Origin of the sequence: Serratia sp. K-E0102, from assembly GCF_029962625.1 — a bacterium.
Taxonomy (GTDB): domain Bacteria; phylum Pseudomonadota; class Gammaproteobacteria; order Enterobacterales; family Enterobacteriaceae; genus Serratia; species Serratia sarumanii.
In genome coordinates, this window is the sequence record NZ_CP124754.1 from 1,137,751 (window position 1) to 1,161,134 (window position 23,384).

At 60.1% G+C, this 23,384-nt stretch carries 25 protein-coding genes, 1 tRNA gene, 1 pseudogene and 1 riboswitch; of the genes and pseudogenes, 11 read left to right on the forward strand and 16 right to left on the reverse strand.

The window, feature by feature from the left end; genetic code table 11:
* Positions 1-299 precede the first annotated feature (299 nt).
* Entirely contained in the window at positions 300-1,706 is a 1,407-nt protein-coding gene (locus SSARUM2_RS05270; RefSeq protein ID WP_033647230.1) for a sugar porter family MFS transporter, read from the forward strand.
* Positions 1,707-1,769: 63 nt separating this feature from the next.
* Here the strand turns inward: SSARUM2_RS05270 and purK are convergent, their stop codons facing one another.
* The 4 genes from purK to ppiB all read right to left on the reverse strand — a co-directional run bounded on the left by purK (position 1,770) and on the right by ppiB (position 4,735).
* The gene (gene purK, locus SSARUM2_RS05275; protein ID WP_060439000.1) at positions 1,770-2,837 is read right to left on the reverse strand and encodes a 5-(carboxyamino)imidazole ribonucleotide synthase; all 1,068 of its coding nucleotides are present in this window, start codon (positions 2,835-2,837) and stop codon (positions 1,770-1,772) included.
* On the reverse strand, positions 2,834-3,358 hold the full coding sequence (gene purE / locus SSARUM2_RS05280) for a 5-(carboxyamino)imidazole ribonucleotide mutase (protein WP_033653219.1): 525 nt from the start codon (positions 3,356-3,358) through the stop codon (positions 2,834-2,836). Before purE ends, purK begins: the two co-directional genes overlap by 4 nt.
* Positions 3,359-3,507: 149 nt before the next feature.
* The gene (locus tag SSARUM2_RS05285) at positions 3,508-4,230 is read right to left on the reverse strand and encodes a UDP-2,3-diacylglucosamine diphosphatase (protein ID WP_060387367.1); all 723 of its coding nucleotides are present in this window, start codon (positions 4,228-4,230) and stop codon (positions 3,508-3,510) included.
* 10 nt (positions 4,231-4,240) lie between these two features.
* On the reverse strand, positions 4,241-4,735 hold the full coding sequence (gene ppiB, locus SSARUM2_RS05290) for a peptidylprolyl isomerase B (RefSeq protein ID WP_016928800.1): 495 nt from the start codon (positions 4,733-4,735) through the stop codon (positions 4,241-4,243).
* A 308-nt stretch (positions 4,736-5,043) separates the two neighbouring features.
* Here ppiB and cysS point away from each other — a divergent pair, with 308 nt between their 5' ends.
* Positions 5,044-6,429 carry a cysteine--tRNA ligase gene (gene cysS / locus SSARUM2_RS05295; RefSeq protein WP_033637393.1) on the forward strand — a complete coding sequence of 462 codons (1,386 nt, stop codon included), beginning with the start codon at positions 5,044-5,046 and terminating at the stop codon, positions 6,427-6,429.
* Between the two features lie 61 nt (positions 6,430-6,490).
* On the opposite strand, the gene ybcJ is transcribed toward cysS, so the two are convergent.
* Together ybcJ and folD are read right to left on the reverse strand one after the other, a co-directional pair.
* The gene (ybcJ, locus tag SSARUM2_RS05300) at positions 6,491-6,703 is read right to left on the reverse strand and encodes a ribosome-associated protein YbcJ (protein WP_033637394.1); all 213 of its coding nucleotides are present in this window, start codon (positions 6,701-6,703) and stop codon (positions 6,491-6,493) included.
* A 10-nt stretch (positions 6,704-6,713) separates the two neighbouring features.
* Positions 6,714-7,580: a bifunctional methylenetetrahydrofolate dehydrogenase/methenyltetrahydrofolate cyclohydrolase FolD gene (gene folD, locus SSARUM2_RS05305; protein WP_033637396.1), complete on the reverse strand. Its 867-nt coding sequence runs from the start codon at positions 7,578-7,580 to the stop codon at positions 6,714-6,716.
* A 205-nt stretch (positions 7,581-7,785) separates the two neighbouring features.
* On the opposite strand from folD, the gene SSARUM2_RS05310 reads away from it, so the two are divergent.
* The 7 genes from SSARUM2_RS05310 to SSARUM2_RS05340 all read left to right on the forward strand — a co-directional run bounded on the left by SSARUM2_RS05310 (position 7,786) and on the right by SSARUM2_RS05340 (position 12,274).
* The gene (locus SSARUM2_RS05310; RefSeq protein WP_033637398.1) at positions 7,786-7,995 is read left to right on the forward strand and encodes a hypothetical protein; all 210 of its coding nucleotides are present in this window, start codon (positions 7,786-7,788) and stop codon (positions 7,993-7,995) included.
* A complete protein-coding gene (locus tag SSARUM2_RS05315; protein ID WP_125460786.1) occupies positions 7,974-8,312 on the forward strand; it encodes a hypothetical protein in 339 nt (112 codons plus the stop codon). Before SSARUM2_RS05310 ends, SSARUM2_RS05315 begins: the two co-directional genes overlap by 22 nt.
* A gap of 96 nt (positions 8,313-8,408) precedes the next feature.
* A tRNA-Arg gene (locus SSARUM2_RS05320) sits at positions 8,409-8,485 on the forward strand.
* Positions 8,486-8,617: 132 nt separating this feature from the next.
* On the forward strand, positions 8,618-8,944 hold the full coding sequence (locus SSARUM2_RS05325) for a gamma-glutamylcyclotransferase (RefSeq protein ID WP_033647222.1): 327 nt from the start codon (positions 8,618-8,620) through the stop codon (positions 8,942-8,944).
* Between the two features lie 109 nt (positions 8,945-9,053).
* Positions 9,054-9,197, forward strand: a complete 144-nt coding sequence (locus SSARUM2_RS05330; RefSeq protein ID WP_165877150.1) for a hypothetical protein — start codon at positions 9,054-9,056, stop codon at positions 9,195-9,197.
* Between the two features lie 446 nt (positions 9,198-9,643).
* Positions 9,644-10,195, forward strand: a complete 552-nt coding sequence (locus tag SSARUM2_RS05335; RefSeq protein ID WP_033653217.1) for a flavodoxin family protein — start codon at positions 9,644-9,646, stop codon at positions 10,193-10,195.
* 630 nt (positions 10,196-10,825) lie between these two features.
* Positions 10,826-12,274, forward strand: coding sequence for a GGDEF domain-containing protein (locus SSARUM2_RS05340; RefSeq protein ID WP_049235234.1), 1,449 nt, complete (start codon positions 10,826-10,828; stop codon positions 12,272-12,274).
* Between the two features lie 24 nt (positions 12,275-12,298).
* On the opposite strand, the gene SSARUM2_RS05345 is transcribed toward SSARUM2_RS05340, so the two are convergent.
* Positions 12,299-12,778 (reverse strand): cold shock domain-containing protein, encoded by a 480-nt coding sequence (locus SSARUM2_RS05345; RefSeq protein WP_033647218.1) that lies wholly within the window; start codon positions 12,776-12,778, stop codon positions 12,299-12,301.
* A 165-nt stretch (positions 12,779-12,943) separates the two neighbouring features.
* Here SSARUM2_RS05345 and SSARUM2_RS05350 point away from each other — a divergent pair, with 165 nt between their 5' ends.
* On the forward strand, positions 12,944-13,453 hold the full coding sequence (locus SSARUM2_RS05350) for a VOC family protein (RefSeq protein ID WP_049235220.1): 510 nt from the start codon (positions 12,944-12,946) through the stop codon (positions 13,451-13,453).
* A gap of 36 nt (positions 13,454-13,489) precedes the next feature.
* Here the strand turns inward: SSARUM2_RS05350 and SSARUM2_RS05355 are convergent, their stop codons facing one another.
* From SSARUM2_RS05355 to SSARUM2_RS05375, 5 genes and pseudogenes are all read right to left on the reverse strand, one after another.
* Positions 13,490-14,317 carry an amino acid ABC transporter ATP-binding protein gene (locus SSARUM2_RS05355; protein WP_041033838.1) on the reverse strand — a complete coding sequence of 276 codons (828 nt, stop codon included), beginning with the start codon at positions 14,315-14,317 and terminating at the stop codon, positions 13,490-13,492.
* A gap of 9 nt (positions 14,318-14,326) precedes the next feature.
* The gene (locus tag SSARUM2_RS05360) at positions 14,327-15,214 is read right to left on the reverse strand and encodes an amino acid ABC transporter permease (protein WP_060438998.1); all 888 of its coding nucleotides are present in this window, start codon (positions 15,212-15,214) and stop codon (positions 14,327-14,329) included.
* A gap of 29 nt (positions 15,215-15,243) precedes the next feature.
* Positions 15,244-15,771, reverse strand: a complete 528-nt coding sequence (locus tag SSARUM2_RS05365) for a GNAT family N-acetyltransferase (protein ID WP_060438997.1) — start codon at positions 15,769-15,771, stop codon at positions 15,244-15,246.
* Positions 15,772-16,045: 274 nt separating this feature from the next.
* A pseudogene (locus tag SSARUM2_RS05370) lies at positions 16,046-17,341 on the reverse strand (LLM class flavin-dependent oxidoreductase); the annotation flags it as partial.
* A 188-nt stretch (positions 17,342-17,529) separates the two neighbouring features.
* Positions 17,530-18,693 (reverse strand): M20 peptidase aminoacylase family protein, encoded by a 1,164-nt coding sequence (locus SSARUM2_RS05375; protein ID WP_060438995.1) that lies wholly within the window; start codon positions 18,691-18,693, stop codon positions 17,530-17,532.
* 346 nt (positions 18,694-19,039) lie between these two features.
* Here SSARUM2_RS05375 and cspE point away from each other — a divergent pair, with 346 nt between their 5' ends.
* The gene (cspE, locus tag SSARUM2_RS05380; protein ID WP_004940030.1) at positions 19,040-19,249 is read left to right on the forward strand and encodes a transcription antiterminator/RNA stability regulator CspE; all 210 of its coding nucleotides are present in this window, start codon (positions 19,040-19,042) and stop codon (positions 19,247-19,249) included.
* A gap of 57 nt (positions 19,250-19,306) precedes the next feature.
* Here cspE and SSARUM2_RS05385 read toward each other — a convergent pair whose 3' ends face one another.
* From SSARUM2_RS05385 to SSARUM2_RS05400, 4 genes are all read right to left on the reverse strand, one after another.
* A complete protein-coding gene (locus tag SSARUM2_RS05385) occupies positions 19,307-20,497 on the reverse strand; it encodes a multidrug effflux MFS transporter (protein ID WP_060445678.1) in 1,191 nt (396 codons plus the stop codon).
* 6 nt (positions 20,498-20,503) lie between these two features.
* Positions 20,504-21,100: a TetR/AcrR family transcriptional regulator gene (locus SSARUM2_RS05390; protein WP_033637421.1), complete on the reverse strand. Its 597-nt coding sequence runs from the start codon at positions 21,098-21,100 to the stop codon at positions 20,504-20,506.
* A 288-nt stretch (positions 21,101-21,388) separates the two neighbouring features.
* The gene (gene crcB, locus SSARUM2_RS05395; protein WP_060452722.1) at positions 21,389-21,772 is read right to left on the reverse strand and encodes a fluoride efflux transporter CrcB; all 384 of its coding nucleotides are present in this window, start codon (positions 21,770-21,772) and stop codon (positions 21,389-21,391) included.
* A 79-nt stretch (positions 21,773-21,851) separates the two neighbouring features.
* Positions 21,852-21,914: riboswitch (Fluoride riboswitch) on the reverse strand.
* Positions 21,915-22,169: 255 nt separating this feature from the next.
* Positions 22,170-23,237, reverse strand: coding sequence for a diguanylate cyclase (locus tag SSARUM2_RS05400; protein WP_060452723.1), 1,068 nt, complete (start codon positions 23,235-23,237; stop codon positions 22,170-22,172).
* Between the last annotated feature and the right edge of the window lie 147 nt (positions 23,238-23,384).

Here is a 23,384-nt window from a genome sequence, read left to right on the forward strand (position 1 = left end):
TTTTCTCCTTGTTCCCTTCCGCACGTCACGCTGATTTTTGTGAAATCGATTACATTTGTACTCTATCGATACAATGCGTATTGGCAATGCTCTTACCAAACTCAGGCCTTCACTTACTTTTTTATGCATATAAATAATGAGTTACACAGTAACCAAACGAGTTTGTCGTCTGTTGATGCGTAGAATTAAGGTTTAAAATTATGTAACCGCTTTCACTAATGTGATCGTACTCACTTATCTGCGACGCATTGCCTCCTATCATGTCGCACAACTGATGACCGTTTTCTCCTGGAGGCTGTATGAGCGCTACCGTTAAAGTTGCACCGGCGGAGAAAAGCCCGACCCATGTCGGCATGACTTTTTTCGTCTGTTTTTTGGCCGCCTTGGCCGGCCTGTTGTTTGGCTTGGATATCGGCGTAATCGCCGGCGCTCTGCCGTTTATTACCGACACTTTTCATATCACCAGCTCTCAGCAGGAGTGGGTGGTCAGCTCGATGATGTTTGGCGCCGCCGTCGGCGCCATCGGCAGCGGCTGGATGAACTTCCGGCTGGGGCGCAAATACAGTTTGATGATCGGCGCCATTCTGTTCGTCGCGGGATCGCTGTGTTCAGCGTTCGCCCCCAACGTGGAGGTGCTGATCGTTTCACGCATTCTGCTGGGATTGGCGGTGGGTATCGCTTCTTATACCGCGCCGATTTATCTTTCTGAAATCGCGCCGGAGAAAATCCGCGGCAGCATGATCTCGATGTATCAATTGATGATCACCATCGGTATTTTGGCGGCTTACCTGTCTGATACGGCATTCAGCTATACCGGCGCCTGGCGCTGGATGTTGGGCGTCATCACCATCCCGGCCGGGCTGTTGTTGGTTGGCGTGTTCTTTTTACCTGACAGCCCGCGCTGGCTGGCCTCGCGCAATCGTCATGAGCAGGCGCGCCAGGTGTTGGAGAAGCTGCGCGACAGCAGTGCCCAGGCGCAGCATGAGCTGAATGAAATTCGTGAAAGCCTCAAACTGAAGCAAAGCGGTTGGGCGTTGTTCAAAGGCAATAAAAATTTCCGCCGCGCGGTTTTCCTTGGCGTTCTTCTCCAGGTGATGCAGCAGTTCACCGGGATGAACGTCACCATGTATTACGCGCCGAAGATTTTCGGTCTGGCGGGCTTCGCCAGCACGGAACAGCAGATGTGGGGCACGGTGATCGTCGGTCTGGTCAACGTGCTGGCCACCTTTATCGCTATTGGGCTGGTCGATCGCTGGGGCCGCAAACCCACCTTGATCCTTGGGTTTATCGTGATGGCCGTCGGCATGGGGGCGCTGGGAACCATGATGAATATCGGCATGAACTCGGCGGTGGCGCAATATTTCGCTATCGTCATGCTGCTGATGTTTATCGTCGGCTTTGCCATGAGCGCCGGCCCGCTGATTTGGGTGCTGTGTTCAGAGATCCAGCCATTGAAAGGCCGCGATTTCGGCATCACCTGCTCCACCGCCACTAACTGGATCGCCAATATGATTGTGGGAGCGACGTTCCTGACCATGCTGAATTCGTTGGGTAGCGCGCACACCTTTTGGGTCTATGCAGGGCTTAACGTGCTGTTTGTTTTCATCACGTTGGCGCTGATCCCGGAAACCAAAAATATTTCTCTGGAACATATTGAACGTAATCTGATGGCCGGCAAACCGTTGCGTAACATCGGCTCGCGTTGATCTTTGCGGCAAAAAAAGGTTCAGCCTGGGCTGAACCTTCTTCTTTTTCGGCGGCTTAAACCGTTAAGCCAGCTTCTGCTGCGCCCAGGCCAGCCCGCTTTGGTACTCGCCCGGCAGCAGCGGCGCCAGCGCCTGCAGCGCCTGGCGCAGAACGGCGGCGCTCGGGTCGTTCAGATTGAGATGGCCGACCTTGCGGCCCGGGCGCACCTCTTTCTCATACCAGTGCAGATGCACCAGCGGCAGCGACAGCCACTGTTCGTTGACGGCGGTGCCGATCAGGTTGACCATCACCGACGGCGTGCTCACCACCGGCTGCGGCAGCGGCAGGCCGAGAATAGCGCGCAGGTGCAGCTCGAACTGGCTGATGGACGCGCCGTTTTGCGTCCAGTGGCCGCTGTTGTGCACGCGCGGCGCCAGCTCGTTGATCAGCAGCCGATCGCCGACGATAAAGCACTCCATCGCCATCACGCCGACGTAGTTCAGCTCGTTCAGGATCGCCGCCAGCATCTGCTCGGCCTGTTGCTGCAGCGCCGGGCTGGGCTGCGGCAGCGCCACGCTGGTGCGCAGGATGCCGTCTTCATGCAGGTTGTGGGTCAGCGGGTAGAATACCGAACGGCCGTCGTGGCCACGCGCGCCCACCAGCGACACTTCGCCGGAGAAATTGATGCCTTGCTCGACGATGCACTCGCCATAGGCATCGGCCGGCAGTTCGGCTTCCTGCCCCGGGCGCAAGCGCCACTGGCCGCGGCCGTCATAACCGCCGACCCGGCGTTTGACGATCGCCAGCTCGCCCAGCGAAGCGAATACCTGCGGCCATTCGGCGGCGCTCGCCAGCAGCTGCCACGGCGCGGTCGCCAGGCCGAGCTGATCGAGCAGCTGTTTTTGCGTCAGGCGATCCGCCAGGCGCGGGAAAATGTCGCGGTTGACGAAGGCGCTGTGGGTCGCCAGCTCGCGCGTCAGCGCGGTTTCCGGCCAGCGTTCGATCTCGGCGGTAATGACGCTATTCTGATACGGCACCGCTTCGGGCTCGGCATCGATGCCGACAGGGTAAACGGCGATGCCCAGCGGTTCGCCTGCCTGGCGCAGCATGCGCCCCAGCTGGCCATTGCCCAGTACGCAAACCGGCTTCATGCATCCTCCCGCGGATCGGGGTGGTTCAAGACGTCTTCGGTCTGCGCCTGACGCCAGTCCGCCAAACGCTGCGCCAGCGCGGCGTCGTGCAGCGCCAGGATCTGCATCGCCAACAGCCCGGCGTTGGCGGCGCCGGCTTTGCCGATCGCCAGCGTGCCCACCGGAATGCCGCGCGGCATCTGCACGATGGAGTACAGGCTGTCTACGCCGCTCAGCGCGGCGCTTTGCACCGGCACGCCCAGCACCGGCACCAGGGTTTTCGCCGCCAGCATGCCCGGCAGGTGCGCCGCACCGCCGGCGCCGGCGATGATCACGTCAAAACCGTTGGCGGTAGCCTGCTCGGCGAAGCTGAACAGCTTGTCCGGCGTGCGGTGGGCGGAAACGACTTCGACATGGAAGGGGACATCGAGCTGGGTCAGGACTTCGGCGGCGAACTGCATGGTGGCCCAGTCACTTTTCGATCCCATTACAATTGCGATTTTCGCCCCGGTAGTGGCGGCTGAAGCGGCGTTGGCTCCCATGGGTGTAAGGCTCCTGTGATTTGTCTGGCGTCGGCTGAGGGCCGAATGAGGGCGTAGAGCATACCATGAGCGCACGGCGAGGAAAACGGTTGCGTCGCCGGTTTTCACCGTCGAAAGCGCGAATTTTCACTCGCGCGCCAGTCCGGAATTCAGAATGGGAATTGGATCAGCTCGACGGCGTCGGCGCTGACTTTGATCATCGATCCTTCGACGTGCCAGGCGCCCAGTACCGCGCGATGGGCTTCGCCGTTGCTCAACGCCAGCCGGTGCACCGCCGGGCGATGGGTATGGCCGTGGATCATCCAGTGCACGTCGTGGCGCAGCATGCTTTGCTCGACCGCCTGCGGGTTGACGTCCATGATGGCTTCCGACTTGTCCTGGTTGGATTGCTGGCTGCGGGCGCGCATTTTGGCGGCGATCTTCAATCGCCAGCGCAGCGGCAGCGCCAGGAACAATTTTTGAATCAGCGGGTTGTGCACTTTACGGCGGAATTGCTGATAGGCGTGATCGTCGGTGCACAGGGTGTCGCCGTGCAGGATCAGGATCCTGCGGCCGTACAGCTCCAGCACTTTCTCTTCCGGCAGCAACTGCATGCCGCTGGCGCGGGCGAAGCGTTTGCCGAGCAGAAAATCGCGGTTGCCGTGGATGAAGTAGCAGGGCACGCCGGCCTGTTGCAGCGCTTTCAGCGCCGCGGCGATCTCCGCGTGCAGCGGCTCGGGATCGTCGTCGCCGATCCAGGCTTCAAACAGGTCGCCAAGGATGTACAGCGCGTCGGCGTGCACCGCTTCGTGCCGTAAAAAACGCAGAAAACCGGCAGTGATTGCCGGTTCCTGTGCGCACAAGTGCAGATCTGCGATGAACAGCGTACTCATGCAGCCGCGATTACTCGCTGACGGTCACGCTGTTGATCACCACGTCTTCTACCGGTACGTCCTGGTGCATGCCGCTGCGGCCGGTTTTCACGCCTTTGATCTTGTTGACCACGTCCATGCCTTCAACCACTTCAGCAAACACGCAGTAGCCCCAGCCCTGCACGTTTTCGCCGCGGAAGTTCAGGAAGTCGTTGTCAGCCACGTTGATGAAGAACTGTGCGGTGGCGGAGTGCGGATCGTTGGTGCGTGCCATTGCCAGGGTGCCGATGGTGTTTTTCAGACCGTTGTTGGCTTCGTTCTTGATGGCCGCGTTGGTCGCTTTCTGGTTCATGCCCGGCTCGAAACCGCCGCCCTGGATCATGAAGCCGTTGATCACACGGTGGAAGATGGTGTTGTCGTAGAAACCGGCGCGGCAGTAGTTCAGGAAGTTTTCAACGGTAACCGGCGCTTTGTCAGCAAAGGTCTTGATAACGATATCGCCGTGATTGGTGTGGAAAGTAACCATAGTTTTAATCCTAACAAGGTGAAGTGAGACGTCACGTAAAGCGAGTGAACATTCAGACCGCCCTTATAACATATCCGCCCCAGCGAGTCAGCAGCGGCTCAACCGCGCACTGTCTGTGGTAATCGCATTTGTGTTATATTATAACAATTGCGCCGGCCGCCGAATTTCGCGCATTTTATTCGCGTGAAATCAGCAAAGCATGGCCTTAACCTTGCAATAGATCAGGCTTCAGGTTTCAATACGCTACCGGGCGGAAACCTGAAGCCCGGTTATCTTTTTTGTTATCACGCACACCACGGAATCTCCCGATGCTAAAGATTTTTAATACCCTGAGTCGTCAAAAAGAGGAATTCAAACCCATTCATGCCGGGAAAGTGGGCATGTACGTGTGCGGGGTAACCATCTATGACCTGTGTCACATCGGGCACGGTCGTACCTTTGTCGCTTTCGACGTGGTGGCGCGTTACCTGCGCTACCTCGGCTATTCGCTGAACTACGTGCGCAACGTCACCGACGTGGACGACAAAATCATCCGCCGCGCGGCGGAAAATCATGAGACCTGCGACCAGCTGACCGAACGCATGCTGGCGGAAATGCACGCCGACTTCGACGCGCTGCTGATCGATCGCCCGGATCAAGAGCCGCGCGCGACTCAGCACATCGCCGAGATCATCGAGATCACCCAGCGCCTGATCGATCGCGATCACGCCTACGTGGCCAGCAACGGCGACGTGATGTTCTCCATCGACAGCGATCCGCAATACGGGCTGCTGTCGCGTCAGGATCTGGATCAGCTGCAGGCCGGCGCGCGCGTGGAGATCGACGACGTGAAGCGCAACCCGATGGACTTCGTGCTGTGGAAGATGTCCAAGCCGGGCGAGCCGAGCTGGCAGTCGCCGTGGGGGCCGGGCCGTCCGGGGTGGCACATCGAATGCTCCGCCATGAACTGCAAACAGCTGGGCACCCACTTCGACATTCACGGCGGCGGTTCCGATCTGATGTTCCCGCACCACGAGAACGAGATCGCACAGTCGAGCTGCGCCCACGACGGCCCGTACGTCAATTACTGGATGCACTCCGGCATGGTGATGATCGACAAAGAGAAGATGTCCAAATCGCTGGATAACTTCTTCACCATCCGCGACGTGCTCGGCCATTACGATGCGGAGACGGTGCGTTACTTCCTGATGTCCGGCCACTATCGCAGCCAGCTGAACTACAGCGAAGAGAACCTCAAACAGGCGCGTACCGCGCTGGAGCGCCTCTATACCGCGCTGCGCGGCACCGACGCCGACGCCGCGCCGGCCGGCGGCGAAGCGTTCGAAGCCCGCTTCCGCGAAGCGATGGACGACGACTTCAACACCCCGGAAGCCTACTCGGCGCTGTTCGATCTGGCGCGCGAGGTTAACCGCCTCAAGGGTGAAGATATGGCGGCGGCCAACGGCATGGCGGCGGAACTGCGCAAGCTGGCGAAGGTGCTCGGCCTGCTGCAGCAGGAGCCGGAGCAGTTCCTGCAAGGGGGCGCTCAGGTTGACGACGGCGAAGTGGCGGAGATCGAAGCGCTGATCAAACAGCGTAACGAAGCGCGCGCCGCGAAGGATTGGGCGCTGGCGGATGCCGCCCGCGATCGGTTGAACGAGATGAACATCGTGCTGGAAGACGGCCCGCAGGGCACCACCTGGCGCCGTAAGTAATCCGGCCGCAGGGAAAAACAAAAAAGGCGCTGAATTCAGCGCCTTTTTCTATGGCTGCGGGTCAGGGTTTAACCATGACCTTGCCGCCGTTGAACTCCACCACCTGATCGGCGACGATCTTGCAGCGCTTGCGGGTTTCGACCTTGCCGTCGACTTTCACCTGCCCTTCAGCGATGACTTCTTTGGCGGCGCCGCCGCTTTCACACCAGCCCTGGAACTTCAGCAGATCGCACAGTTCGACGTGGGGATGATTGTCCAGATTGAAAATTTCCATACTGCCTTACTTATTTAGGTTGAACGTCGTGATATTCCTCGCAGGCCTGCAAGGTATTTTGGATCAGTGTAGCAACGGTCATCGGGCCAACGCCACCCGGCACCGGGGTGATGTAGGCGGCGCGCTCGCTGGCGGCGTCGAAATCGACGTCGCCCACCACTTTACCGCTTTCCAAGCGGTTGATGCCGACGTCCACCACGATGGCGCCCGGTTTGATCCAGTCGCCCGGAATGAAGCCCGGCTTGCCGACCGCCACCACCAGCAGATCGGCGTTCTCGACGTGGTGACGCAGATTCTTGGTGAAGCGGTGGGTGACGGTGGTGGTGCAGCCGGCCAGCAGCAGCTCCATGCTCATCGGGCGGCCGACGATGTTGGAGGCGCCGACCACCACGGCGTTCAGGCCGTAGGTATCGATGTTATAACGCTCCAGCAGGGTGACGATGCCGCGCGGCGTGCACGGGCGCAGCTTGGGGGCGCGCTGGCACAGGCGGCCGACGTTGTACGGGTGGAAGCCGTCGACGTCTTTGTCCGGGTGGATGCGTTCCAGCACCTTGACGTTATCGATGCCGGCCGGCAGCGGCAGCTGCACCAGAATGCCGTCGATTTCCTGATCGGCATTCAGCTGGTCGATCAACGCCAGCAGCTCGGCTTCACTGGTGGCAGCGGGCAGGTCGTAGGAGCGGGAAAGGAAGCCGACTTCATCGCAGGCGCGGCGCTTGCTGGCGACGTAAATTTGCGAAGCCGGGTTCTCGCCGACCAGCACAACCGCCAGCCCTGGGGCGCGTTTGCCGGCCGCCAGACGTTGTTTCACTTGCTCAGCCACTTCGTTTCTAACCTGCTGCGCAATCGTTTTACCATCAATAATCTTTGCTGACATCAGTGTGGAAATCCATCAATTAAGAAAAGCGGGGATGCCGCTATTCTGGCAGAAGCTGAGCGCGCTGTCAGGCGCAGAATCACCCTCGCGGCCGTTGCCGACGCCGATTTACGCTTTTTTTATGCCGGCCTCAGGATCCTCTACGCCATTTTTACCGGCATTTGGATACGCTGGTGCGGTTCACAGGGCGAAAGAGGGCAGGATCATGAGGGCGATAACCCGGCTTTACCCGTTGCATCATCAGCCTGACGAGCAACCGGCGGAGCCTAAACGCATAGGGGAAACGGTGTTCGATTCTTCGCTGCATCCGGCGGACAGCGCGCAACTCACCGCGCTGCATCGGCTCGGCAAGCATGAAGGAGCGCCGTCGTGGCGGGCGCGCCTGAGTGCGCTGTGGCGGAAGTTATGCGCATGAAAGGCTCTGCCTGGGCAGGCTGCGCGCTGTTGCTGGTTTGGGCATCGGGGAGCCAGGCTTCTTTAAACAGCGCACGCCCCGACGCAACACTGGGGGAAAGGGGGGAGATGACCTGCAACGCGCGGGTGGTTGAGCATGCCGATTGGGGGGACATCGCCGCAGTGGTGCAGTCCGCCCGCCTTTGCCTGCGGCGGGGCGGTGGGCGGCAAGGGGCTGAGCGCGCGCCGATTTACGTAGGCCTCGGCCTGGCTCAGCATGGCGGCGCCCGGTTGACGGGAACCCTCGCCGCGCGGGCGCTGGCGGAAAAAACGCCATAAAGCACGGCCGCCGCCGTAACGTCATGAAAAGGCATTGACTCGCTAACCTCTGACCGTATAATCCCAACCCGCAGCCGCAGGTTGCCGCATCTCAATGCGCCCTTAGCTCAGTTGGATAGAGCAACGGCCTTCTAAGCCGTAGGTCATAGGTTCGAATCCTATAGGGCGTGCCATTACTCCCTTGATTTTCTTCCCCCTACTTGTTCCCTTGAAAACTCGACTGCGCTACCCGTACTCCCGTTGGCTCGCCGCTGAACGTCATGCTATGTTCATGCGTTAACTTTCAGTGAGTAGTAGAGAGAAAAATGCAAAGCTTATTCGTTTACGGCACCCTGGGGCCGGGCAGGCCCAACGCGCACATTATGGAAGCCATCGGCGGCAGTTGGGAAGAGGGTAGCGTCGGCGGCTCGCTGCTTAACGAAGGCTGGGGCGCCGAGATGGGCTACCCGGGCATCGTGCTGGATAACAGTGGCAATCGGGTGAACGGGTTTCTGTTCCGTTCAGCTAACCTCGTCAACCACTGGCCGACTCTCGATGCGTTTGAAGGTGAGGGTTATGAACGAGTGGCGGTCAGCGTCACCACCGCCGGCGGCGAAACCGTCGATTCGTTTATCTACATGCTGAAGAAATGATATGAAGCCGCCTCGCCGAGTGAGTGCGAGGCGCTTGACCCACCGGCAATTGAACCTACGTTTATTTTGCCGCGCTACAATAGGCGAAAATTTCTCCACGGAGCCTATCGTGCGCAAATCCAGATTCCTGCTCGTGACCTTGCTGTGCCTGTGCGCCGCCGCCGTGCTGTACGTTATGGCTTACCGGGCGTTGGGGCATTACCTCAGCGACGGCGAGCAAGCTTATCCCGATATCAACGTTGAAATCCGCTGAGGGCCGTGCGGCGCCGCGCTGATTGCGCCGATTTTCGAACTTCGGCCATTCGCCGCCGGGGGGGCAATACCGGCACCTTCAAGAGCGGCGGTTTCGAGTCGCGCCTGTTCGTGGTGCGTTGAGAAAAATGTCATATTTCCCATTCGGCGTTACATCTGGCCGAGCAAACTTACGCGGGGATGACAGTTCTATACATTGGGATTGGTACTGTAGCTCTACCCGATGATGTTGTGTGTTATCCATTCCCTGTAGTGTATTACCCCATCCCTGTTAAGTTTATCCCGCCTTGAGCGGGATTTTTTTTATCTGCGCATGCCTGGCGGAGGAACGCGATTTTTTTGAATAACACCGTCAGTTTTATTCGGTATTCAGCCGCTGCGCGCTTGATTAGATTGAACGCGAGAGGGGCGCCGTCGGCGCCTTTGTGCAATGAGTGGAGAATTTCTATGGCGAAGACAGTAGTGGTGTTTCATTCCGGCTACGGCCATACCGAGCGTTTGGCGAAAGTCGTGGCGGAAGGCGCCGGGGCGGAACTGATCGCCATCGATCAGAACGGCGATATCAGCGACGAAGCCTGGCAGACGCTGGATGAGGCGGACGCCATCATCTTTGGTTCGCCGACCTATATGGGCGGCCCGTCGTGGCAGTTCAAGAAATTCGCCGACGCCAGCTCCAAGGCCTGGTTCGGCCGCAAGTGGCAAGACAAAGTGTTCGGCGGCTTTACCAACAGCGCCAGCCTGAACGGCGACAAGCAGGTGACGTTGATCGCGCTGCAGACGCTGGCTTCACAACATGGCGGCCTGTGGGTCAGCCTGGGGCTGATGCCGGCCAACACCAAATCGGCGCAGCGCACCGACGTCAATAACCTGGGCGGTTCGGTGGGGCTGCTGGTGCAGACCCCGGCGGATGCCGGCGTGGATGAGATGCTGTCGGGCGATCTGGCGACCGCCAAGCTCTATGGGCAGCGCGTAGCAGGCTTTGCCGCCAAACTGGCGTAAGCCCTTCCGTGCAGAGAGGGCGGCGGTGCGGTTGAGCGGACGCCGCGTTCATTTTCTCTGCACAATTGGCGTGTAAGCTGCGAAATGTTATTAGCCTGCTTGGGCTAACACTGCATTTCGTACAAATATTCCCGGTTCCTAGGCCGGGTTTTTTGTTGCTAAGGTCTGCTTAAGCTTGCACCGCTATACTGCGCGGCAGCACGGGCATGCAAGGCATGGCCGTGTTGTAATTGTCGATTTGCTGTTGTTCAGGCAAGCCCGCGCTATGCGGGCTTTTTTGGGGTTGTTATTGCACGGGCGGCCCAGTTGCAGGAAAATAATCGCGCAGTTATTCAAACAGCATTCAACGACCAATAACCATAAACTTATTAATGTAATTAACGCCCTCGGCGGCCTATTACGCTATGCGCTATGCTGACAGCAGAGTGGGCATTATTTGCTGACGCTATGCGGGGGGAGTCCGCCGCAGGCGCATCAGGCTAAGAAAAGTCTGTTAATTAAATGTTAATGCTTTTTATTATTGATTTGTCTGGCTTTTTTGGTTGAAATTCGGATTGACTATCCCTCACTGGCCGGGCGAGAGAGTATGCACATTATTATTCTGGTTATTATCAAAATATGGGCGAGGCGATGAACGCCAGAATAAACGCCAGGCATGGCCTGCCGCTAACGGTTCAGCTGATCAATCTTTTCATGCTGGCCTTTTTACTTTCCCTGGTGGGTATTCTTAGCCGGCCGATTGGCTCGCTTTCCTTATTTTGGCCGGTGAATGCGATTCTGCTCGGCCTGCTGCTGCGAAAACCCGTTTACGCCACGCCGCTCGGCTGGTTCACCACCTATCTGGGCATGGTCGCCGCCGATCTCAGCACCGGCGAAGGCTGGTCTCTGGCGCTGTGGCTGAACGCCTGCAACATGTCGCTGATCGCCGTCGGTTACGGCATCATGCTGATGCTGCCCCAATCTCAACGGCGCATGGGCAAACCCCAGGCGATACTCTATATGTTCAGCGCCAGCCTGGCCGGTGCGGCGGTGGCGTCGACGCTGTCGGTGCTGCGCAACGACAGCCTGTACAACAACACGGTGGTGGTCGCCTGGCTGGCCTGGTTCAGCGAGCAGTTCTCGACGACCTTGCTGCTGTTGCCGGTGCTGATGGCGGCGCCGCGGTTGAAGCAGCTGCTGCGCATGCAGGTGCGTTGGCGCCTGAAGGGCTGCCTGCCGCTGCTGGCGCTGCTGCTGTCGCTGATATTCAGCGTCTATATCGGCGGGCCGGGCGCTATCGCCTTCCCGATCCCGGCGCTGCTGTGGTGCGCGGTGCGCTACCCGCTGTTCCCCGTGACGTTGCTGACGCTATTGACCGGCATGACCGAGATCAGCAGCATTTCCGCCAACCTGATGCTGTACGAAACGCCGAACAACCACAACGCCTTCCTCGATACCCTGATGTCCGCCCGCTTGGGCATCGCCATGCTGGTGATGGGGCCGCTGATCCTCGCCAGCTCCATCGCCGCCAACCGCAAGCTGATGCGGCGTCTGGAGCACAGCGCCAACCACGATTTTCTGACCGGGGTGCTGGCGCGCAGCGCGATGACGCGCAAAGCGGGCGAGCTGCTGGAGCATAAACACCGCTCCAAAGAGGCGGTGTCGCTACTACTGATCGACATCGACCATTTCAAGCAGATCAACGATACGCACGGCCACAGCGCCGGCGATCAGGTTTTGGCGTCGTTCGCGCACATCGTGCGTCGCGAACTGCGGCACGATCAGCTGTTCGGCCGCCTGGGCGGGGAAGAGTTCGCCATCATGCTGCCGCGCGCGCTGGCGGCGCAGGGCGTGGCGCTGGGGGAATATTTGCGCCGGCTGGTGGAGCAGGCGGAACTGCAGGCGGAAGGCAAACAGACGCTGAAAATCACCATCAGCGTCGGCGTCGCCAGCCTGGCGATGAATGAGGTGAAATCGCTGGAGCAACTGATGAATATGGCTGATATCGCGCTGTATCGCGCCAAATCGCAGGGGCGTAATCGGGTGGAGTCGTTCAACGTGGTGAGCGGCAACAGCGTCGAGCATATCCTGTTCCGCTAGGGCTCGACGCTGGGCAGCCGGCGCTTACAGGCTTTTCAGTGCCTTAATGGTCTCATCCATATCGATCTCGTGCTCGGAGAAAGTATGGGTGGTGTTCTGGAAGGTGGTAATGGTCAGCATGCGCAGCGTTTGCATGGTCTGCGCCTGATCTTCTGACTGCGGGCGAATGCGGTTCATCAGCAGGCCGACCGACAGCACGGTGTTCTCTTTATCCACGTCGGCTTTGGCCGGCACTTCCTTGGTGAAGGTATTGAAAGACTTGATGCTGGCGATCTTGATTCTTTCATTGGCGATGATGATGTATTTGCTGGGCGCCAACACTTTAACCGCATAAGCCGACGGGCCTTTGGTGTTGTTGGTCGGTTCGAAGGTCACCGCCGCGTTTTTCTTAATCAGCTCCGGGTTTTGCACTTTAATCACGTGAAAATAACGATTTTCTCCGTTCTCGTCGGTAATAAAGCCGAAGCCTTTGTCTTCAAAAAAAGTCGTTATCTTGCCGTTCATCGCTATTCTCACAAAAGGGTTCTATACAGCGCTTATGATAGCGCGGAATGCCTTGCAGCGACAGATTGCGCGGGCGGCATTTCGTCATGCGATAACGGCATTTAGCGGCTTTCCCCCCACATGCTATGTTCATGCTGACTTCATTCAATGCGTAAAGGAATAGCGATGGGCATCAAACGTCTCAATCACGCCGTGCTGTATGTCAGCGACGTGCGGCAGAGCGCCGACTTCTATCATCAGGTGTTGGGGTTCAAGCTCAAGCCGTCCGACAGCCCCGATCGGGCGGTGTTTACCCAGGCCGCCGATTCGGACAACGATCACGATTTGGCGCTGTTCAGCAAGAACCTGGGCCAGCAGCGCGCCGGGGTCTTTCGTGCCAACAACGAGCCGCCGGCGGAGCATGAGCCAGCGGCCGGGCTGTACCATCTGGCCTGGGAAGTGGACAGCCTGGAAGAGCTGGAGCGCATTCGTCACCAGCTGGCCGAACGCGGCATTCTCGGGCTGGAAGAGGATCACGGCGTGCACAAAAGCATTTATGGCCACGATCCGGACGGGCTGCTGTTTGAGGTGACCTGGTTTATTCCGCCGGCGTTGCTGACCGACGAGGACAAAAACCAGCAGGGGATCCGGCCGCTGGATTTCGCCGCCGAGAAGCGGCGCTTCGCCGGCCGGTAAGCAGCTCGGGTACGGGGCGCCGCGGCGCCCCGACGATCACAGCACTTTGTTGAGGAAGTTGACGGTGCGCGGATGCTGCGGCTGGGCCAGCACTTGCCTGGCGTCGCCCTGCTCGACGATCTGCCCATCGACCATAAACACCACCCGATCCGCCGCTTCGCGCGCAAAGCCGATTTCATGCGTGACCACCACCAGCGTGACGCCCAGATCCGCCAACCCCTTTATCACGTCCAGCACTTCGCCGACCAGCTCGGGATCGAGCGCGGAGGTCGGTTCATCGAACAGGATCACCTTCGGGTTCAGCGCCAGCGCGCGCGCGATGGCGATGCGCTGCTGTTGGCCGCCGGAGAGGTGGCGCGGGTAGGCGTCCGCCTTGTGGCGTAGCCCGACGGTATCCAGCAGTTCATAGGCCACCGCTTTCGCCCGTTCGCGAGAGTGGATCTTGTGCACCACCGGCGCTTCGATGATGTTTTCCAGCACCGTCAGGTGCGGGAACAGGTTGAAATTCTGGAATACGTAGCCGACGTTGATGCGTTGCCGAAGGATGGCCTTTTCCTTCAGCTCATACAGCCGGTTGCCTTTGCGGCGGTAGCCGACGTAGTCGCCGTCGATGCGGATAAAGCCTTGGTCCACGCGTTCCAGGTGGTTGATCGCCCGCAGCAGCGTCGATTTACCGGAGCCGGAAGGGCCGAGGATCACGGTGACGGTGCCCGGCTGCAGCGTCAGGCTGACGTCGTCCAGCGCCTTGTGCTTGCCGAAGAACTTGCTGACGTTGCTGATTTCGATCAGGCCGCGTGCCGGCACCGGGGTGAGATTGCGCGCCGGCTGTTCGGGCAAGGCATAATAATCAATGGCTTCAGACATGCGGGTCTCCTAACGTTTTAGCCAGCCGGCCAGTTTATGCCAGGGCGTCGGCGGCAGTTCGCGCACCGCGCCCCGGGCGAAATAGCGCTCGATGTAGTATTGGATCACCGACAGCGCGGTGGTGATGAACAGATACCAGACGGTGGCGACCATCAGCAGCGGTATCACCTGCTGGGTGCGGTTATAGATCACCTGAATGGTGTAAAACAGCTCCGGCAGCGCCAGCACGTAAACGATTGAGGTGCCTTTCGCCAGGCTGATGATCTCGTTGAAGCCGGTCGGAATAATGGAGCGCAGCGCCTGCGGCAGAATGATGCGGAAGGTGCGGCGATAGCCCGGCAACCCCAGCGCCGCCGCCGCTTCGTGCTGGCCGTAATCCACGCCCAGGATGCCGCCGCGGATGATCTCGGCGGTGTAGGCGGACTGCACCAGCGTCAGGCCCAGCACCGCCACGGCGAACTGGCCGAGAATGTCGATGGTCGGGTAGCTGGCGAACACCACGGAGGTGAAGGGAATGCCCAGCGAGATGGCGTCATACAGATAGGAAAAGTTGTACAGGATGATCAGCACCAGAATCAGCGGCAGCGAGCGAAACAGCCAGATATAACCCCAGGCCAGCGACGCCAGCAGGTAAGAGCGCGACAGCCGCGCCAGCGCCAGCAGGGTGCCGAACAGGATGCTGAACAGCGTGCCGAGCAGCGTCAGCAGCAGGGTTTGCCCCAGCCCTGCCAGCACCGCCGGCGCGAAGAACCACTCGGCGAACACGCCCCATTCCCAGCGCGCGTTGCCCGCCACCGATTGCACGATGGCGGCCAGAATAAACAGCGAAAACAGCGCGCCGATCAGCTGCAGCGGATAGCGGGCGGGCACCACTTTCAAGACGTCTTGTTTGGACATGTCATGTCTCCTGATACAGATAAAGGGCCTTAGGCGATTTTCCTTTCCGACGCGCAACAACATGCGTCCTCTGCAATCAGGCTTTTGCGGAACGGCAGGCGGCCATCGTAGGGTGGGCGGCTGTAAACCTCGCTGTCGACGGTGGGATCGAACTGCGGCTGATACCCGTTGCTCAGATACAGGCCCACCGCTTCGGGCTGGCGAAAGCCGGTGGTTAGATAGAGCCGGCGATATCCCTGCGCCAGCGCCAGCGTTTCCAACTGCTGCAGCACCCGCTGCGCCAGGCCCTGGCGGCGCAGGTCGCCCCGCGTCCAGATGCGCTTCAGCTCGGCGGTTAGCGCGTCATAGCGTTTGAAGGCGCCCATGGCGATCGGCGCACCGGCGCGCAGCAGCACGATGAAGGCTCCTTGCGGCGGCGCGTATAGATCCAGCGCTTCCGGTTCCTGGTCACCAAAATAGTCGCCGTAGCGCTGACGATATTCGCCGAACAGCCCTTCGATCACCGGGGCGATCAGCGGGTCGGTCGGCAGCGTCTGAATGAAGGTGTCTTGCGTCATCGCGCGCTCCTAATCGCCCTGGCCGGGCGGGTTGATTTCCGACTGCGCAAGGCGTTCGGCGCTCTCGCCCCAGCGGTTGACCATGGCGTTCGCCTGCGGGGTCTTCGGCGCGTGAATAGGGGGGCATAGGCCTGCAAATCGATGCCGGTGCCCGCCTGCGCGGCGCCGGTCAGGCTCGGCAAGGCCGCCACGAGGGCGGCGGTAACGGTTTTCTGCATAGCGGGTATCCCTGAAAGCGATCCTATTATTGGTTGAATCTGTTCAACGGGCGCTTCAGGCCTAGATGTTCACGCAGCGTGTCGCCGTGGTACGCCTGGCGGAACAGGCCACGTTGCTGCAGGACGGGCACCACCCGATCGACGAAGTGGCCGAAGGCGTTGGGCGTACCGCCGCTGATGATGAAACCGTCGGCGGCCTCGCCGTCAAACCAGCGTTGCAGGCCATCCGCCACCGCTTCCGGCGTGCCGCTGAACACCGGGCGCGGCGAGGCGGCTTCCAGCGCCACCTGGCGCAGCGTGAGGTTGCGCTCGCGGGCGCTGCGCTTGATGGCGTCGGTGGTGCTGCGGAAGCTGTTTTGCCCCAGATCGCCGATGTCCGGGAAGGGGGCGTCCAGCGGATGGCGGGCGAAATCGTAATGCTCGAAGTAGCGGCCGAGGTAGTTGAGGGCATTCTCGATGCTGACCAGGCGGGCGGTCTCCTGGTACTGGCGCTCGACGTCCGCGTCGTCGTCGCCGACGATTACGCTGACGCCCTGGAAGATGCGCAGATCGTCCGGTTCGCGCCCCTGTTCCACCAGCTGCCGCTTCACGTCCTGGTAGAAATCCTGCGCCTGCTCCAGCGTGTCGTGATGGGTGAAGATCGCATCGGCGTGTTGGGCCGCCAGCCGTTTGCCGTCTTCGGAGGCGCCGGCCTGGAACAGGATCGGGCGCCCCTGTGGCGTGCGGCCGATGTTCAGCGGCCCCTGTACCGAGAAGAATTCCCCCTGGTGATTGAGAGTGTGCAGTTTGCCGGCGCGGAAAAATTCGCCGCTGGCCTTATTACGCACGAAGGCGTCGTCTTCCCAGGAGTCCCACAGCCCTTTGGCAACGTCGAGAAACTCGCCGGCGATGCGATAACGCAGGCTGTGCTCCGGGTGTTCTTTGCGCGAGAAATTTTTGGCCGAGCCTTCCAGCGGCGAGGTCACCACGTTCCAGCCGGCGCGGCCGTTGCTCAGGTGATCGAGGCTGGCGAACTGGCGGGCGACGGTGAACGGATCGCTGTAGGAGGTGGAGAGGGTGCCCACCAGGCCGATTTTATCGGTGGCGGCGGACAACGCGGCCAGCAGGGTGAGCGGTTCGAAACGATTAAGAAAATGCGGAATGGACTTTTCGTTGATATATAGCCCATCGGCGACGAAGACGAAATCGAATTTCCCCTGTTCGGCTTTTTTCGCCGTGGCGATATTAAATTCGAGGTTGATGCTGGCGTCGGCGGTGGCGTCCGGGTGGCGCCAGGCGGACATATTTCCCGATGCGCCATGCAGAATGGCGCCCAGCCGCAATTGCCGTTGATTAGTCGCGTTGTCGCTCATCGTGATTATCCTGTCATGCGCCGCAGAGGCGCGCGGTGTCTGATGTGCCCACTATTGATGAGCGGCGGCGGGATGTAAAACAACAAAACAGCATATTCAAATGTTGAAAATTGCAAATATCACGGCGAGCGAAAAAATAATCCCCGACGCGGCATCCTCTGCGTCGGGGAAATACGCTTTACCGTTATTCAGGCGTTGCTGAGGGCTTTTTCCGGCGTGGTGGTTAATTGTTGCAGCGTGCGTTCCGCCAGCAGCGTGAAATATTGCGCGGCGGGGAACAGAGCGCGTTCATCGGGATTGAAACGCGGATGATGCAGGCCGAATTCGCTGGCGGAGCCGATGCTGACGAATACGCCCGGCACATGGTGCAGATACAGCGCGAAATCTTCACCGCCCATCTGCAGTTCCGCCTCTTCGACCCGGTAGCCGGCCTCGGCGGCGACGGTTTTGCTGAACGCCGCCCAATGCGGATCATTGATTACAGCCGGCGGCCCCGGCTGCCAGCGGAGTTCGGCCTGCGCGCCCAGCGCGGCGGCAACGCCGTCGATCACCTGGCGAATTTTGTCCGGTACCTGGCGGCGCACCGCGTCGCTGTGGGTGCGCACCGTGCCTTCCAGCTCCACGGTTTGCGGCAGCACGTTCCAGGTATTGCCGCCTTCGATGCGCGTTACGCTCACCACCAGCGATTCCAGCGAGCTGAAGCTGCGGCTGGGCAGCGTCTGCAGTGCGCCGACGATCTGGCTGGCGGTGACGATGGTGTCGACGCCCTGTTCCGGTTTGGCGGCGTGCGCGCCTTTGCCGGTGATGAGGATCTGGAAGCGATCGACGTTGGCGTAGAACGGCCCGGCGCGGGTGGCGAAGGTGCTGGTGGGCAGCTCCGGCGCGTTATGCAGGCCAAATACCGCCGCAACGTTATCCAGCGCGCCAGCGTCGATCAGATGTCGGGCACCGTTGAAGGTCTCTTCCGCCGGCTGGAAGAAGATGCGCACCGTGCCGGGCAGGTCGGCCTCACGCGCTTTGAGCAGGTGTGCGGCGCCGAGCATCACCGAGGTGTGAAAGTCGTGGCCGCAGGCGTGCATCACGCCGCGGTTTTGCGAGCTGAAGGGTACGTCGGCGATTTCGTCGATCGGCAGGGCATCAATGTCGCCGCGCAGCGCGATGATCGGCCCCTTGCCGCTGCCAATCTCCGCCACGACGCCGGTTTTCAGCGCCAACGGCAGCAGGCGAATGCCCGCCTCTTGCAGCCAGCGGGTCAGCCGGGCGGTGGTGGCGAATTCGTGATTGGAAAGCTCCGGGTTTTGGTGCAGCTCACGCCGATAGGCGATGATTTTGTCTGCCAACTGGCTGGTCATAGGCTTGGCTCACAGTGGGAAATAAACCCTAACCCTAGTGCAGCGGCCGCCGAAGCAAAAAGACCATCTGGTTATATTTCATAGCGATTGCGTCTGCATGGGGGCGTCAACGCTGGGGTAAGCGGGCGGGTTTGGCCGTTCGCGCATTGTTCGCCGGTGGGTGGAGAGGATTGACCTGGAACGGGAGCTTATCGCAACCGGTGCAATCCATTTACACCGGGCTACACGGATTTTTTCACTCTTTATCGGATTTCTGTGATCGCGGTGGTGGACAAAATCCTGCCTGCTTGCTGTACTGTAATCGACACAGGTTTTGTGTCTTTCATTCACGTTAAAGGTAAGTTTGATGTCTAAGATTAAAGGTAGCGTTAAGTGGTTTAATGAATCCAAAGGCTTCGGTTTCATTACTCCGGAAGATGGTAGCAAGGACGTTTTCGTTCACTTCTCTGCCATCGTTAGCAACGGTTTCAAAACGCTTGCTGAAGGCCAGCGTGTAGAGTTTGAAATCACGAACGGTGCCAAAGGCCCATCTGCCGCTAACGTTACTGCTATCTAAGCTGCGTAGCTGAATTTCTTAAAACCCGCTCATTGAGCGGGTTTTTTATTGGGCGCGTTATGCCTCGCTGCGGCGGCCTAATAGGCTGAACAGCAGGATAGCGATGGCGTAACAGCCGACGATGGTCAGCGCCATCGACAGGCCCGAGGTGCCCCCCAGCCCGGTGAGCGGCACGGCGCAGGCGCCGAGGGCGAACATGCACACGCCGATCAAGGCCGAGGCGCTGCCCGCTTTGTCTCCCTGGCTTTGCATCGCCAGCGAAGAGGCTGTCGGGCCGACGATGCCGATCACCGCCACCGAGAAGAACAGCGGCACCAGCAACAACACCAGCGGCGCATGCAGCGCGGCGGCCAACAGCAGCAGCAGCGACGCGACGGCCGCCAGCGTTAACCCGCTCTTCAATACCCGGCGCTCCCCCCAACGCGAACTGAGGCGGCTGGCCAGCTGCGCCGCAATGATCAGCCCGACGCCGTTAATGGCGAAGCACAGGCTGAACATCTGCGGGCTGAGGCCGTAGATCTGCTGCAAGACGAAAGGCGAGGCGCCGATATAGGCGAACATGCCGGCCATCACGAAGCCTTGCGTCAGGCACAGGCCCATGAAATAGCGTTGGGTCAGCAACCCGCCCAGCGACATCAGCATCGCCAGGATACCGCCCTGGCTGCGGCGTTCTACCGGCAGGGATTCGCGCAGCTTCAGCGCCGACAGGCTGAACAGCAGCACGGCGATGGCCGCCAGCACGCCGAAGATGCCGCGCCAGTTCATCACCTGCAGCATCACGCCGCCCAGCACCGGCGCGACGATCGGCGCCAGGCCGTTGACCAGCATCAGCAGGGCGAAGAAGCGGGTCAGCTCATGGCCGGCGTACAGATCGCGGGCAATGGCGCGGGAAATCACCGCGCCACCGGCGCCGGCGATGCCCTGCAGCAGACGGGCGATCAGCAACTGGTCGATGGTGGGTGCGAGGGCGCACCACAGCGAAGCGCCCAGCAGCAGGATCAGCGACAGCAACAGCGGGCGCATGCGGCCCAGTTTGTCGCTGTAAGGGCCGAAAATCAGCTGGCCGACGCCCAGGCCGAGCAGCCCGGCGGTCAGGCTGAGCTGTGCGGCGGCGGTGGAGGTATTCAGTTCGCCCGCCATTTCCGGCAGGGCGGGCAGATAGAGATCGGTGCACAGCGGCCCCAGCGCGGCCAACAGGCCAAGCACGACGGCGTACACCAGACGTTGTCTGGCTAAGTGTTTGGTCATGGGAGATTAGCGTTTCCTGAACAGGTGAGAAATGGCCTGCTGATACAGCTCGCGCAGCAGGGACGCATCGGCTTTTTGCGTGGTAAGGATGCGGTAACCGGTGCCTTCGCTCATGACGGCGATAAACTCCACCCGGGCGGCGATCTCTTCCGCGCTGAAATCGGGATACAGCCGCTGCAGGTTGTGGCACACGTGGCGAAACAGCCGCGCTTCCGCATCGCTGAGCATTTTGGCTACCACCGGGTTGCGCGTGGCCTCGGCGGTCACTTCCAGCATCAGCATGTGATCGGTTTCGCTCTCGCCCGGCTGCTGAAACAGCGTGCGCGCCGCCAGCGTGCCGGCGATCAGGTTGATGTGATCGCCAAGGTTTTCCAGCCGTTGCATCTTGCTGGCGATGATGCGGTTGACGATCTCTTCGATAATCGCGTCTTTATTGGCGAAATAGCGATAGATTTGCCCGACGCTGAGCTGCGAGCCCTGGGCGATCTCCGCCATGCTGGCGGCGTGGAAGCCGTGGCGGCGGAAGCTGGTTTTCGCCGCTTCGACGATCTGATCGCGGCGGGCCTGCACCTTGGCCTGTTTACTGTCGTTGGGGGAGAGCATCTGCCCGATCCTTTGCTACGCGTGAGCCGGGTTCACATTTTTGGGTGTGAACGTTCATTCTCAATTGTAGTGTAACCGGCGGGAAAGACGCAACATGAACGCGTGCTGCGGGAAAAAGCGCTTAAGCGAACAGGTAGGATTTGATAAAGGCGGCGACGATCAGCACGCACAGCGCAACGGCAATCGCTTCGGCGGCGGTTTTCGGCAGGCTAAACATAGCGGTTTCTCATCCAGTCAGGAGTACTGGATGAGATTATGCGCATGCAAGATTAAGGAAACATTAAGGGCTTAGCGCCCGTTGACCCACATCACCAGCATGAAAGCCAGCAGCGTCATCGCCAGCGAGCCGGCCAGGTTGAGCAGCATGTTGGCCAGCGCCCAGCCGAAGCGGCCATCCTGCATCAGGTACACCACCTCCAGCGAAAAGGTGGAGAAGGTGGTCAGGCCGCCGCAGAACCCGGTGGTGATCAGCAATTTCCAGGTGGGATCCAGATGCGTCATGCGGGTGAAAATCGCCATCGCCAAGCCGATGACAAAACCGCCGATCAGATTGACCATCAGCGTACCGAGCGGAATGTGGGCGTTCAGCGGGTTCATTTTCATGCTTACCGCCCAGCGCAAAACGCTGCCGACGCCGCCGCCGATAAATACGGCCAGTAAAGAGCTCAACATGGGGCAACTCCCTTTCAAACAGAGAAATTCACGGGACTCGGAAAGGGACAGGCGTAACGCTACGCGCCTCTCTCCGAGAGGTTACGTAGACATCATCAGCCTGTGAAGGCGGTTAGGGAGGAATGTCATCTCCAGCGTGCCGCACGGCCTTTTTCGCCGCACCGGATGGATGTTACACCTAACGCCACCTATTTTGTAGTATCGACAATCTGCGAGGTCACCCCATGAAAATCAGAACGGCGCGCCTGAGCGATCGCCGAATTAATGACGGCGCTGGATTATCCCGGCACCGAAGCGCTGCTGGTGGCGGTGGAAAGCGAGCGGGCGCATGCGTTTTACCGGCGTGAAGGCTTTGTCGAAGCGCCGAAGTATTTTGCCAAGTTATTAAACCAGTCAGTTAGTCGTCCGTCGGCGGCGCCGTTTCCAGGCGGTTACGGCCATTTTGCTTCGCCCGGTAAAGCGCGCCGTCGGCCGCTTTCAGCCAGTCCAGATAACCGCCCAGCGCGGGGTGGTAGTTGGCGATGCCGGCGCTGATCTGCAGCCGCAGCTGTGGCGCCTCTTTGAAGATGACGGCGTCCAGCCGCTGCTGGATGCGCCGCAGGACGGTTACCGCCTGTTCGGCGCTGGTGTTCGGCAGCACTGCGCCAAACTCGTCGCCGCCGTAGCGCCCGACGATATCCACGTTGCGCAAGCCGATCAGCAGCTCTTCCGCCAGCGCCGCCAGGGCCTCATCCCCTAAAGCGTGGCCGAAGGTGTCGTTGATGGTTTTGAAGCGATCGATATCCATCAGGATCAGCGTGGCGTTGTCCTGGTAGCGGCGGCAGCTGTCAAACTGGCGATGCAGCAGGTGCTCCCAGTGGCGGCGGTTGTACAAGCCGGTCAGCCCATCGCGAGTGCTGATGCGTTGCAGCTCCTGTTTCTTTTCCGCCAGCCGCTTGGCGGTGCGGTAGGTCACCAGCCCGAGCAGCGTCGGGTACAGGTAGATCATCGGCAGGCACAGATAGATTTGCAGCGGCGTGCTGTGCGGTTGAAACGGGAAGCCGAGCAGCGCGCCGGTCAGCGCCGCCGTGGCCAATTGAATCGCCAACCCTTTGACAAACAGCGCTTTGCCGGCGGAAGCGATGTTGTTCATGCTCATCATCGACAGGATGACGATCGCCGGCAGCGCATTGAACGCCATCATCGCGGCCCAGAAGCCACCGAAGGCGGAGTCGATCAGCAGGTTGCGGATCTCGGCTTTGAACGGATCTTTGGCGCGGCGGGCCAGGTGGTAGGCAAGATGCGGCCAGAGAAAGCCGTGAAAGGCCAGCAATAGCCAGACCGCCGTGGGCGGAGCCAAGGGGTAGAGCGCGGCGCAGACGCAGATAAAGCCGAGTCCCAGGCCGGCGACGCGGGGCAGATAGGTGCGTTTGGCGAAGCTGAGGCCGGATTTTCGGGCATCGAAAATGGGTGGAGCAATATACATCCGGCATCTCCCTGATAAGTATCACGGCAGCGTATCATGCGGGCGATAAACTAAGAATAGTCTGGAATCCGTGCCGTGCGGCCGCGTGGCATTCCTGCGACGGATCTCACTCTGTTACATGTTGCGGTTGTGCGAGCCGAAGGAAAG